A 12,807-nucleotide genomic window follows, 5' to 3' on the forward strand; every position below is an offset into this window, starting at 1 on the left:
GCTTACGTTAAGTGTTGGATAAAGAGATTGACCGGGACATCCCCCAGCGCGTCGCTGATATTCAGCTCCCTGTTTTTTGTGACTGCGCTGCTTGAAAAAAGTCCCTTCAGGTTTGTGTCAGAGGCGGCGAACGGTAAAACCACCCGCGTATCGCCCCAGCGCAGCGCATCGACCTGAGGTACAGCACCTTTTTCCAGCAGCGTGGCGCAACGGATCGGCACGATCACGATGGCCTGCTTCCCCTCGTGCTCGCGGGCAAACGCGAGCACGTTGTGCGCCTGACTGCCGAGCACTTCCAGGGCTTGGTAGCTGCCACGCCGAAACAGCTCGGCATGCTCGACGCGCAGGTTCAGCACCTGGGCGATCAAAGCTTGTTTGATACGCCCGTCACGCCAGTTCGCCAGCAACTCCACAGGTGGCAATGGCTCCTGCAAGGCTCGCTCGCGAGCGGCGTAATCCACTGGCCGGCGATTGTCCGGATCGACCAGGCTGAAATCCCAGAACTCGTTGCCCTGATACAGATCCGGCACCCCCGGTACGGTCATGCGCAGCAAGGTTTGCGCCAAACCATTGAGCGCGCCGGCAGCGGCGATGCTGTTGACGGTCTTGCTCAGCGCGGCGCGCAGCAGTTCACCTTCTTCTCCGGTAAGGAGTTTTTCGGTGAACGCTTGCGCGGCGTTTTCATAGGCTTCGTTCGGCGCACTCCAACTGCTTTGCAGCTTGGCTTCACGCAACGCCTTCTGCTGCCATTGCCAGATACGTTTGGCGTAGTCGGCGAACCCGGCCTGATCGTCATCGCGCAGTTGCAGCGGCCAACTGCCGAGCAAGGCTTGATAGAGGATCAGTTCATCGCCGCTCGACGGCATTTGCTCGTCAACCCGCACCGGGCGGGCGAGGGCGCGCCACAATTCGATCTGCTCCGCGTACCAATGGCTGCGCTCGCTGAGCACGGCCAGCCGCGCACGGGTGTCTTCCCCGCGTTTATGGTCGTGGGTGGCGGTGGCCAGCAGGTTGTCGGGAAATTCATCCAACCGTTGCTGATTGACCGCATGAAAGTCGCTGACCGGCGCGCTGAACTGCTCGGTGTTGTAGCCGACATCGTTACGCGACAGCAGCACGGCCGAGCGATACAGCGCGGTGTCCTCCACGGCTTTGGCCGCTGCCGGTGAGGTCAGTTGCTGAAAGCGTACGCAGGCATGCTTGAGAATCTTGCGCGAGCGGCCGCGCGGTTTGCGCCGCCACGGTGTGCCACCGAGCCAACTCGCCACGCAGTCGAGCACCGGCCAGTCGCCTTCGCTGAGGGTTTGCCGGGCACCGTCCATGGCCTGCTGGAAAAACCCCTCGTCCTGCGCCGAGCGGCCCATGGCGCTGATGTAAGTGCGATACACCGGGAAGTGCACGATCAATGCCTGCAACACCCGGCGGATCGCGCCCAGCGTCAGGTCGCGGGTCATCAGGTCATCGCGGGCGACTTGCAGCAGCGCCTGAGCGACGCTTTCGCAGTCACTGGCGAGCGAGCCGTTGAGGATCTGCTGACGCGCCAGTTGCGCTTCTTCGATGAACGCGGCGGGGCGTTCGGTGCGGCGTTGCCAGAGATCACCGAGGACGTATTCGCCGTCCGGATCGTGTTGCAACAGCGACAGCTGATTCATGAACTCGTAACCGGTGGTGCCATCCACCGTCCAGTCGCGGCGCGGGGTTTCACCGGCGCCGAGGATCTTCTCGACGTAGATCGGCAAGTGCCTGCCCGGTGCCAGCCGATCGACGCGCCGGCGCAGTTTGCGGCAGTAGCCGCGCGGGTCGGCGAGGCCGTCGATGTGGTCGATGCGCAAGCCGTCGACCAGCCCTTCGGCGATCAACTGGAAGATCTTGCCGTGGGTGGCTTCGAACACCGCCGGACGTTCGACGCGCAGGCCGCCGAGCTCGTTGATGTCGAAGAAGCGCCGCCAGTTGATGTCATCTGCGGCGGTGCGCCAACTGGCGAGGCGATAGCTTTGCCGTTCGAGCAATTGATGCAACTGCTGAAAGCCTTCCGCCGTGGTCGAGTCGAAATGCTCAAGGTTGCGCTGAATCGCGGCAAGGATCTGCGGGTCGCGCGCCAGTTGCCGCAACTCGTCCTTCAGCGGGATCGCCAGCGCATGCGCATCGGTCTGGTAACTCAGCGTGCTGAAGCGATCCGCGAGGGGTTTCAGCGCTTCCGCGGGCTTCAGCAACTCGCCGTAATCGTTCGGGCAGATCGGGAAGTGATGATCATAATGCTCGACATGGAAACTGCCTGTCTGCGCATTGAAACGCAGTTTCAGCGTGCCTTCCTGCAACGCGACCCCGTAATCGCTGCCAAGAAACGGCAGCAACAACTGGCCTTCCATTAACGGGTCGGGCGAGTGCCACTGAATGTCGAAGAACTCGCCATAAGGGCTCAGCCGCCCCCACTCCAACAGGTCGAGCCACCACGGATTGTCGCTGCCGCCGACGGCCATGTGATTGGAGACAATATCGAGGATCAGCCCCATGTTGTGTTCGCGCAGGGTGCTGACCAAACGCCGCAACGCCGCTTCGCCGCCGAGCTCCGGGTTGACCTGGGTCGGATCGACCACGTCGTAGCCGTGCATCGAGCCGGCACGCGCGGCGAGTAGCGGCGAGGCATAAATGTGGCTGATGCCGAGCCGGGCAAAGTACGGCACCAGTGGCACCGCTTGTTCGAGGGTGAAGCCTTTATGAAACTGCAGACGCAACGTCGCGCGCAGTGGCTGGATGAGCGCTTGGTTCATTGGTCACGCTCGGCCGCCTGAAGGCGCGCGCACGCCAGTAACTCAAGCCGTCGCGCAGCGTCGTCGCTATCGAGCAACGCTTCGCTGGTACCGGGCAAGCGCCGCGACCAGTTCGGGTGTGTGTCGATGGTACCGGGCAGGTTCGCCTGTTCGTTGATACCCAGCGCGTCTTCCAGTGGCAGCAACACCAAGGGGGCGCGGGTATGGCCAAGGAAGCGCACAGCGGCATCGACTACTTGATCGGCCTCGTGGGATTCCTCGCGAAAGTTTTGCGGATCCTGGCTCAAGGCGCTGCGCAAACCTTCGCGCTCACGCTGGCGATGATGGCGCCATTCGATTTCACCGTTGGCATCGACAAAATCCAGGCGCGCGTTCCAGTCGATGTCGCGGCCATGCCACCAGCCATTGAGTGTTGGCAGGTCGTGGGTGCTGGTGGTGGCGAGGGCGTTGTCCGGCCAGTCGAGGATGGGCTTGAAGTGACAGTTGTCCTGTTCGAACAGCAGCACACGCATGCCGAGCATCGAGCGGGCGATGAGTTTCTCGCGCAGGCCGTCGGGCACGGTGCCGAGGTCCTCACCGAGGACAATCGCCTGATGACGATGGGATTCGAGGGTCAGCAGCCGCAGTAGATCATCCACCGGGTAGTACAAATAGGCGCCGTCGGCCGGCACCGCGCCATTGGGAATCACCCACAGGCGTTGCAGGCCCATCACATGGTCGATGCGCAAGCCCCCAGCGTGGGCGAAATTGGCCCGGAGCATGTCGATGAACGCGCGAAAGCCATTACGGATCAGGCCTTCGGGGGAGAACGCGGAAATTCCCCAGCCCTGACCGGAGCGGTTGAGGATATCGGGCGGCGCACCGACGGTCAGCGAGGCGAGTAGTTCGTCCTGAAAGCTCCAGGCCTGGCTGCCGGCACCATCGGCCCCGACCGCCAGATCGGCGATCAGACCAATGCCCATGCCGGCGCTGCGTGCGGCGGTTTGCGCACGTTCCAGGCAGCGGTGGATCAGCCATTGGCAAAAAGCGAAATAGCCGATGCGCTCGGCATATTCTTCGGCGAAGGCTTCGAGCGCCGCGCCGCGTGGGTCGTGCCAGTGTTCCGGCCATTGCCGCCAGTCGAGGTTCTCGCCACGGGCGGCGCGCATTTCCTGAATCGCTTCGAAACGGCAGTGGTTTTCCAATGCTTCGCCACCGGCGTGACGGAAACTGGCGAAGTCCGGGTGCAGCGGATGCTCACCGGCGATGAAACCTTCATACAACGCTTGCAGGAGTTTCTGCTTGGCGTCGGCGGCGCTCGGCCAGTCGATCAGCGTCAGGTCTTCCAGTTGCGCGAACTGCTCGGCCAGGCCGGCCGCGTCGATCGCATCACGCAAGGCGCGCTCACCGAGAATGGCCCCGGGTGCTGCGTAAAGAGAATTGAGGAACAACCGACTGGATGGCGAATAAGGGCTGTAGCGCCCGTTATCGGCGCTGAACATGGCGTGCAGCGGGCTGATCGCCACCGCATCGGCGCCGCGTTCACCGGCCACGCGCACCAGGTCTTCCAGCGCCTGAGTATCGCCGAAACCGCCGTCACCGGGGCGGCGCAGCGAATACAGCTGCGCACTCAGACCCCAGACGCGGGGAATCGGATTATCCACTGCATCGCCGACGCTGAAGCAGCGCTCCGGGGCCACGGCCAAGGTGAAATACTGATCGCTGATGTGCACCTGTTGATAGCCGACCGGGATCAGCCCCGGCAATATCGCTTCGGAATCGAGTTTCAGGTTCAGCCGCGAGCCGTCTTCAAGGTGGATTTCACACGGCGTTTGCGGGGCGAAATAACGCGCCAGATCGACGCCGACACCGACATCGGCGGTCAACAACGGCGGCAAGTGGCGATCTTGTTGAACGGCTTGCAGTTCCAACAGGCTGGCGTCGATTTCCTGCGCCGTGCTGGCGGGGTGACCGAGGCCGATCAGGACATTGCGCAGCACCGCCGGAGCGACTTTTTGCGGGCGGCCGTTGGCGTCGATCCAGTCGACGGCGAGGCCGGCGCGGCTTGCAAGAATTTCCAGTTGCGCATCGCTCATAGGCGCTCTCCATTCAGAGGTTGCAAAGGGGTTGCGGCCGTGAGGCTGACAAGCGCGCAATACGCGGGCAGTACGCCCGATTCCGATAGATCGACGGTGGGTGGCTGTTGAAACAACCACACGGCCTCGGTCTGTGGAGGGTTGACCACTGGCGTGTCGCTGAGGTTCAGGTCAATTCGCAGCTCGCTGCCATTGCCCAGACGCCAGCGCGCACTGACCGCGCCATAACCGAGCATATGCGCGCCGAGCGCTTGCGTGCCGGACAGATGGGGAATGATGTATTGATGGCGAAATTGCAGGAGCTTTTGGTAGAGCGCGAGGGTTTCCTGCTGTTTTTCGCTGCCATGACCGATCAACCTTGGCTGTGAAGCGTGGAAGGTTTTTTCGCCATTCGGGTCGGGAATCTGCTCGCGCTTGTGCGGATCGGTGAAGGCGCTGAACGCGGCGAATTCATTGCGCCGACCCTCGCGCACCAGTTCCGCCAGTTCGCCGTGGTGACTGGTGAAAAACAGGAATGGCTGCTCGGCGGCGAACTCGTCACCCATGAACATCAGCGGAATCATCGGTGACAGCAGCAACAACACGGTCGCTGCCTGCACCGCGCGCGGATCGGCCAGATGATGCAGGCGTTCGCCGAACGCACGGTTACCGATCTGATCGTGGTTTTGCAGGAACAGCACGAACGCCGTGGAGGGCAGGTGCTCGCTGGGCTCGCCGCGCGGTTCGCCATGGCGGGTGATGTGGCCCTGGAAGACAAAACCCTGACTGAGGCAGCGCGCCAATTGTTCGGTGGGTTGTGCGGCATAGTCGGCGTAGTAGGCGTCGGTTTCGCCGGTGAGCAGCACGTGCAGGGCGTTATGGCCGTCGTCGTTCCACTGCGCGTCGTAGTCGTATTCGAGCAGGCTCGACTGGTTCAGTTCGTTTTCCACCGTCAGCCAGACATGCCGGCTCGGGTCGATCTGCGCGCGGATGCGCTGGGCCATTACCGTGAGGAAATCCGGGTCTTCGATGGCATGCACCGCGTCCAGGCGCAGACCGTCGAAGCGGTATTCGAGCAACCACATCAGGGCGTTTTCGATGAAGAACTCGCGCACTTCGTCGCGACGAAAATCGATCGCCGCGCCCCACGGCGTGTGTTTGTCCTCGCGGAAAAAACCTTTGGCGTAACGATGGAGGTAATTGCCGTCGGGGCCGAAGTGGTTGTAGACCACATCGAGAATCACCGCCAGGCCGTGGCCGTGGGCGCTGTCGATAAGGTGTTTGAGTTGTTCCGGAGTGCCGTAGGAGGCTTGCGGGGCGTAGGGCAAAACACCGTCGTAGCCCCAATTGCGTTCGCCGGGGAACTGCGCCAGCGGCATCAGTTCGATGGCGGTGATGCCCAGGCCCGCAAGGCGCGCCAGATGTTGTTCGACTTCCGCGAATCCCCCGAGCGCACCGACGTGCAACTCGTAGATCACCGCTTCGCTCCACGGCCGACCGTGCCAGGCCGTGTGTCGCCATTGATAAGCCAGCGGATCGACCACCACGCTGTGACGGTCGAGGTCGCCGTCCTGTGCCCTGGAAGCCGGGTCGGGCACCTCCAGTTCTCCGTCGATGTTATAGCGATAACGCGAACCCGCCGCACAGCGGGTCTTGATCACGAACCAGCCATCTGCTTGAGGCAGCATTGGCAGGGACTGGCCGTTGTCCAGCTCGACACTGACGTAAAACGCATCCGGCGCCCACAGTGCAAACTGCGTGTGTTCGGCGTCCAGCATGATCGCGCCGTGGGGCCAGGTTTCAGTAGACCGTAACGGCATCGTTGAAAACCTCCCTGGTTATTTGTGGTGCGCTTTACCCAGTGCCTTGGCCACCAGTTGCTCGTAGAGTTCGGCGTACGGTTCAACCGCTTTGCACCAGTTGAAAGGTGCCGCCATCGCCCGGCAACGCATGGCATTGAGCAGCTCTGGAAAGGCGAAGACCTTGAACGCACGGCTCAGGGCTTCTTGATAGCTCTCAGCAGTGGATTGGTCAAAGAGGAAGCCGGTGACGCCGTTTTCAATGGTGTCGGCCAGCCCGCCGGTGTTGCGCGCCACCGGCAGCGAGCCGAAGCGCTGGGCGTACATCTGGCTCAAACCGCAAGGCTCGTAACGCGAGGGCATCAGCAGGAAGTCGCTGCCGGCGAACATGCGGCGGGCATCAGTTTCGTTGAAGCCGATGCGCACGCCGATCTGGCCTGGGAAGCGCAGCGCCAGCTCGCGCATGGCTTGTTCTTCTTCCGGTTCGCCGCGACCGATGATCGCGATCTGGCCACCGTTTTCAACGATGTACTCGGACACCGCGATCGTCAGGTCCAGACCTTTTTGATAGACCAGTCGCGACACCACGGCGAACAACGGGCCTTCGGAGTCATTCAATTCGAATAGTTCGCGCACATGCGCAGCGTTGACCGCTTTGCCTTCCCAGTCACCGATGGCAAACGGCGCGAACAGGTGCGGATCGGTGGCGGCGTCCCAGCTCTCGTCGATGCCGTTGGGGATACCGCTGAGCAAGCCTTGCTGGGTCTTGGCGGCGAGAAAACCGTCGAGGCCGCAGCCGAAATCCGGGGTGGTGATTTCCTGCGCATAAGTCGCGCTGACCGTGGTGATATGGCTCGAATAGGCCATGCCGGCCTTGAGAAACGACATCTTGCCGTAGAACTCCATGCCTTCCTGTTGCAGGGCATGGTTGGGAATGCCCAACTCAGGGCAGGAGCCGAGACTGGTCACGCCTTGATACGCGAGGTTGTGAATGGTGAACAGGGTCGGCGTGCGCTGCCCGCGCCAGTGCATATAGGCAGGGGCCAGGCCGGCCGGCCAGTCATGGGCGTGCACCAGATCCGGGCACCAGTGAATTTGTGCGAGGTTGGCGGCGATGTCGGCAGCCGCCAGACCCAAACGGGCGAAACGAATGTGATTGTCCGGCCAGTCACGACCGTTGTTGGCGCCGTAGGGCGAGCCTTCGCGCTCGTAGAGTTCGGGGCAGATCAACACGTAGATCACCAGACCGTCCGGCATGTCCATACGGCCGATCTTGCACGGCGGCAGCGCAGCGTGGCCACCGAGTTCGCCGATGATGTGGATCGGGTTCTCGCTGTGCATTACCTGCGGGTAACCGGGGATCAGCACGCGCACATCGTGCAGATGCGCCATGGCGCGGGGCAGGGCGGCGGAGACGTCACCCAGGCCACCGGTTTTCACCAGATCGGCGATTTCCGAAGTCACGAACAGCACTTTCTTTTTGTTCGGATTCTGGCTCGCTACCGGAGTCAGCGTCTTGGTGCCGGGGACGTTGATCTGTCGGCTGCCGGGAACACTGACGCTGCTCGATTCGCCAACTGACTGCTGAGCACGCTCTCCCTGAATATCCAATGCCGCACTGATCATATGTAACTCCCGTTTTGTTGATCTGATTCTTGTCTGGAACAAGTGATGTCCATGGCCACATCCTGTGGCCGGGCGCAAACGCGCCACGCATCGGTGAGCAAACGCTACCCAACACGCGCAAGCAGAATGGGTGTAGAGGCCATTGCAAGGATTGCACCAGTCGCTTTGGCCCTGCCTTTCAGATGACCCGCCGCTTTGCGCAAAAGTTTCGAGTTTTTTTCCGCAATGTGACTGGCAGGTCGTACCTCGAAAAAACCAGTCTAGGCCAGATCCTAGAGCGGGCCAGAGCAAATGGGTAAATTGTTCGACAATCGGTTGGCAGTCTGTGCAAACCGTACTTTGGCGGGGCAAACGCACCGACGAAGTGCAGGTTTTTCTGCGAGGGAGGGCCAAAACGGTGACTGGGCGGTCACGATGTTGTGCTAGCGAGGAGGGCGGTTGCACTGTTGTGGTGCGGGCAGTTTGTTGATGGGGTGACGGTTATGACGCTATCGCGAGCAGGCTCACTCCTACAGTTGAAATGCGTTCCCCTGTAGGAGTGAGCCTGCTCGCGATAGCAATAGTGACTTCACCCTCTATTTGCAGAGAAGGGTCAGTTCAACAGGCGAACCGGCTCCCCAGCCGCCCAAGCCTGAATATCCTCGATCATCTGCGAAAAGAACTGCGCATAGTTCTGCCGGCTGACATACCCGACATGCGGCGTCGCCAGTACGTTGTCCAGTGTGCGAAACGGGTGCATGGCCGGCAGCGGTTCCTGCGCGAATACGTCCAGCGCCGCCCCGGCGATCTGCTGTTTCTGCAAGGCCTTGATCAGCGCCGCTTCATCGACAATCGGCCCGCGCGCGGTGTTGACCAGCAGAGCCGTCGGTTTCATCCAGCCCAGCGCCTGCGCATCGACCAAACCACGACTGCGCTCGCTGAGCACCAGGTGCACCGAAAGCACGTCGGCCTGCTCGAACAGTGCCTGCTTGTTAACGTACGTCACGCCCACTTGTTCAGCTCGTTCTGCAGTGAGGTTTTCGCTCCAGGCAATCACCCGCATGCCGAACACTTGACCGAACTGCGCAACGCGATGGCCAATACTGCCGAGACCGAGAATGCCGAGGGTCTTGCCGTGCAGGTCGCCGCCCAGACCTTGCTGCCACTTGCCGGCGCGCAGGGCATTGGCTTCATTCACCAGGTTACGCGTGGCGGCCATGATCAGTGCCCAGGTCAATTCCGGCGCTGCATGTTTGTAGCTGTCAGTGCCACAGACCTTGACTCCGAGTCTGGCTGCCGCTGGCATGTCCAGCGCCGCATTGCGCATGCCGCCGGTGACCAGCAGCTTGAGATTGGGCAGACGCTTGAGCAGGTCTTCATCGAAACGCGTGCGCTCGCGCATCACACAGATCACCTGATACCGGCCGAGACGCTCGGCCAGTGTGGCGTTATCGGCCGGGTAATCATGTTCAAACGTCACTTCACCGAGGCTATCGAGCACTGACCAGTCGACCACATCGCGGGCCACGTCCTGCCAGTCATCGATTACTGCAATCTGCACCGCCATCAGCCTTACCTCATCAACGAACGGGATTGGATGTATTCAGCCAGTCGAGCAGAGCTTTGTGGAACTGCGCCGGTTCTTCCATTTGCGGCGCGTGGCCCATGCCGGGAAATTCCACCAGCGTCGACTGCGGAATCAGCTTGGCCACTTGTTTGCCGAGCACCTCGTAATGGCCGATTTTGGCTTTTACTTCCGGTGGGGCGAGATCCTTGCCGATTGCCGTGGTGTCGGAAGTGCCGATCAGCAGCAAGGTCGGCATCTTCAGGTCCTTGAACTCGTAAAACACCGGCTGGGTGAAAATCATGTCGTAGATCAGCGCCGAGTTCCACGCGACCTGGGTTTTGCCCGGGCCTTTGCTGAGGCCGGCGAGCATGTCCACCCAACGATCGAATTCCGGTTTCCAGCGGCCGTCGTAATAGGTGGTGCGTTCGTAATCACGAATGCCCTGGGCGCTGACTTTCAGCTCGCGCTGATACCACTGATCCACGGTGCGATAGGGCACGCCGAGGGCTTTCCAGTCTTCCAGGCCGATCGGGTTGACCAGCGCCAGTTGCTCGACCTGTTCCGGGAACAACAAGGCATAGCGGGTGGCGAGCATGCCACCGGTGGAGTGGCCGAGCAGGGTGGCCTTCTGAATGCCCAGCGCTTTGAGCAATTGTTGGGTGTTGGTTGCCAGTTGCTGGAAGCTGTATTGATAGTTGTCCGGTTTGCTCGATGTGCAGAAGCCAATCTGATCCGGTGCGACTACACGGTAACCGGCCTCGCTCAGGGCCTTGATCGAACTGTCCCAGGTCGCGGCGCAAAAATTCTTGCCGTGCATCAGCACCACGGTGCGGCCATTGGCTTTGCCATGCGCGGCGACGTCCATGTAGCCCATCTGCAGGGATTTGCCCTGAGACTGGAAGGCAAAGTGTTTAAGCGTGTAAGGGTATTCGAAACCTTGCAGTTCCGGGCCGTAAGCCGGGCCTTCGGGCATTGCTTCGGCTGGCGCGGCAGCCTGCGCAGACAAGGGCAGGGCGGCGCAGAGGAGCAGTGAGGGGAGCCAACGGGAAAACGTGACAGACATAAGGTCAAACTCCGTTTGAAAGCGGCCGATGCTGGAACGGCCGGATTATGGCGACGTTAAACACAGGCAATGCCCGCGCCCGATCGTTCACCCCAGCCACCCCAGCGTCAGCATGGCCAGCACGCCGTAACGTGCGCTTTTGGCCAGGGTTACGATAAACAGAAACCGTCCGAGCGGTTCGCGCATGACACCGGCGATCAGCGTCAGCGGGTCGCCGATGATCGGCAGCCAGCTCAGTAGCAACGACCAGTGGCCGTAGCGCTCATAGTGCTTGCGCGCCTTGGCCATGTGCGCGGGACTGACCGGAAACCAGCGCCGATCCTGAAATCGCTCGAGCCGACAGCCCAGCCACCAATTGACCAGCGAGCCGAGCACATTGCCTAGCGTCGCGACCGTGAGCAGTCCCCAGAGCCAGTAACGATCACTGACGATCAGCCCGACCAGCAACGCCTCGGACTGCAGCGGCAACAATGTCGCAGCACCGAACGCGGCGAAGAACAGCCCGAAATAAGCCGCGCCGATCAATGGGCCGGGTAGTCCGCCACCACCACGTCAGCACCGTCCTTTTTCAGGCCGATCACTTGATAGGCATCGCTCATGCCATCCATTTCCATGCCCGGCGAACCCATCGGCATGCCCGGTGCGGCAACACCGAGCAGGTCATTGCGCTTGCTCAGGGCCAGCACTTGTTCAGCCGGTACGTGGCCTTCGACGAATTTACCGTTGATGATTGCGGTGTGACAGGACGCCAGACGCGGTGGTACGCCGTGTTGCTGCTTGAAGCTGCTCATGTCGCTTTCGACGTGATCTTCGACTTTGAAGCCGTTGGCTTCGAGGTGGCTGATCCATTTTTTGCAGCAGCCGCAATTGGCGTCGCGATGGACTTCGATCGGGATCAGATCGGCTGCCTGGGCCAGGGATGAAAGGAACAGGGCGCTCAGGGCGACCATACGCAGGTGGGTTCGCATGGTGAGGTCTCGACTCGGATGGCGGTCAGAAAAGAACGCATTTTGAACGGTTTTTCCCGCTCGGCATCAACGCAATGTTTCCAGTTGTTGCAAGGCAGGCTGGCAGGATGATCGTAGATCAAGGCTGACAGGTTGCTGAGCGCGAGATGACAAAGTTGTCAGGTGGCCACATCTGGCGATGGTGTGAACGCCGTCGAACCCTGTGGGAGCGAGCCTGCTCGCGAAGGCCGTGTGTCAGGCACTGGAAGTAGTGACTGAAAGGACGCTTTCGCGAGCAGGCTCGCTCCCACAGGGGTTATAGGGTTGGCAGGAATTCCTGCATGAATCAGCGGACTTTGAAACGTCCCATGATCGCACTCACCCGGCTGTTGGCTTCCAGCAGTTGCCGGGTGTTGAGTTCGCTGGCCTGACCGCTCTGCACCAATTCATCGACCATGTGGCGGATCTGCACCATGCTGCGGTTGATCTCTTCGGTCACTGCGCTTTGCTGTTCGGCGGCGGTAGCGATCTGGGTACTGAGACTGTTGATGTGGCTGACCGAGCCGGCCATTTCATCAAGGCCCGAGTTGACGCGCGCGGTGGCATCCGCCGCCGACTGGCAACTCGCCTGGGTATTTTCCATGGCGCTGACCGAGGAGCTCACGCCTTGCGTCAGACGCGTCAACATCTCGTTGATTTCCGAAGTGCTGGCCTGGGTGCGAGCGGCGAGGGCGCGCACTTCGTCGGCAACCACGGCGAAGCCTCGGCCCTGCTCACCGGCACGGGCCGCTTCAATCGCAGCGTTGAGCGCGAGCAGGTTGGTCTGGCCTGCAATCGCCCCGATTACGCCGAGAATCTCGGTAATGCGTTGGGCGTCCTGCTGCATGTTTTCAACTTTGTGTGTAGCGCTGGCCACTTCGTCGATCAGCGCAACCACACTGCTCGTCGCTTCACCCACCACGACACGTGAGCGGTCGGCGTTTTCGTTGGCGCGCTGGGTG

The 12,807-nt window shown here is 61.3% G+C and carries 8 protein-coding genes and 1 pseudogene; all 9 read right to left on the reverse strand.

Going from position 1 to position 12,807, the window contains the following annotated elements; translation table 11 throughout:
• Positions 1-2: 2 nt before the first annotated feature.
• Positions 3-2,771 carry a malto-oligosyltrehalose synthase gene (locus ACIPIZ_RS10580; protein WP_401165228.1) on the reverse strand — a complete coding sequence of 923 codons (2,769 nt, stop codon included), beginning with the start codon at positions 2,769-2,771 and terminating at the stop codon, positions 3-5.
• Positions 2,768-4,846, reverse strand: a complete 2,079-nt coding sequence (malQ, locus tag ACIPIZ_RS10585; RefSeq protein WP_401165229.1) for a 4-alpha-glucanotransferase — start codon at positions 4,844-4,846, stop codon at positions 2,768-2,770. Before malQ ends, ACIPIZ_RS10580 begins: the two co-directional genes overlap by 4 nt.
• Positions 4,843-6,645, reverse strand: coding sequence for a malto-oligosyltrehalose trehalohydrolase (gene treZ / locus ACIPIZ_RS10590; RefSeq protein ID WP_122661314.1), 1,803 nt, complete (start codon positions 6,643-6,645; stop codon positions 4,843-4,845). Before treZ ends, malQ begins: the two co-directional genes overlap by 4 nt.
• Positions 6,646-6,663: 18 nt before the next feature.
• Positions 6,664-8,250: a glycogen synthase GlgA gene (gene glgA / locus ACIPIZ_RS10595; RefSeq protein WP_064391093.1), complete on the reverse strand. Its 1,587-nt coding sequence runs from the start codon at positions 8,248-8,250 to the stop codon at positions 6,664-6,666.
• 592 nt (positions 8,251-8,842) lie between these two features.
• Positions 8,843-9,796: a D-2-hydroxyacid dehydrogenase family protein gene (locus ACIPIZ_RS10600; protein WP_401165231.1), complete on the reverse strand. Its 954-nt coding sequence runs from the start codon at positions 9,794-9,796 to the stop codon at positions 8,843-8,845.
• A gap of 13 nt (positions 9,797-9,809) precedes the next feature.
• A complete protein-coding gene (locus ACIPIZ_RS10605; protein ID WP_064391095.1) occupies positions 9,810-10,859 on the reverse strand; it encodes an alpha/beta fold hydrolase in 1,050 nt (349 codons plus the stop codon).
• 87 nt (positions 10,860-10,946) lie between these two features.
• Positions 10,947-11,381, reverse strand: a complete 435-nt coding sequence (locus ACIPIZ_RS10610) for a YqaA family protein (RefSeq protein WP_064391169.1) — start codon at positions 11,379-11,381, stop codon at positions 10,947-10,949.
• Positions 11,381-11,827, reverse strand: a complete 447-nt coding sequence (locus ACIPIZ_RS10615; protein ID WP_401165233.1) for a DUF411 domain-containing protein — start codon at positions 11,825-11,827, stop codon at positions 11,381-11,383. Before ACIPIZ_RS10615 ends, ACIPIZ_RS10610 begins: the two co-directional genes overlap by 1 nt.
• A 325-nt stretch (positions 11,828-12,152) precedes the next feature.
• Positions 12,153-12,680: pseudogene (locus ACIPIZ_RS10620) on the reverse strand (methyl-accepting chemotaxis protein); the annotation flags it as partial.
• Positions 12,681-12,807 lie beyond the last annotated feature (127 nt).

This window comes from Pseudomonas sp. NPDC087690, from assembly GCF_044743175.1.
In the GTDB taxonomy this organism is placed as follows: Bacteria; Pseudomonadota; Gammaproteobacteria; order Pseudomonadales; family Pseudomonadaceae; genus Aquipseudomonas.

Coding starts and splice junctions, on each gene's coding strand:
- ACIPIZ_RS10580 (WP_401165228.1), bottom strand. CDS start 2,771: ATGAACCAAGCGCTCATCCAGCCACTGCGCGCGACGTTGCGTCTGCAG.
- malQ (WP_401165229.1), bottom strand. CDS start 4,846: ATGAGCGATGCGCAACTGGAAATTCTTGCAAGCCGCGCCGGCCTCGCC.
- treZ (WP_122661314.1), bottom strand. CDS start 6,645: ATGCCGTTACGGTCTACTGAAACCTGGCCCCACGGCGCGATCATGCTG.
- glgA (WP_064391093.1), bottom strand. CDS start 8,250: ATGATCAGTGCGGCATTGGATATTCAGGGAGAGCGTGCTCAGCAGTCA.
- ACIPIZ_RS10600 (WP_401165231.1), bottom strand. CDS start 9,796: ATGGCGGTGCAGATTGCAGTAATCGATGACTGGCAGGACGTGGCCCGC.
- ACIPIZ_RS10605 (WP_064391095.1), bottom strand. CDS start 10,859: ATGTCTGTCACGTTTTCCCGTTGGCTCCCCTCACTGCTCCTCTGCGCC.
- ACIPIZ_RS10615 (WP_401165233.1), bottom strand. CDS start 11,827: ATGCGAACCCACCTGCGTATGGTCGCCCTGAGCGCCCTGTTCCTTTCA.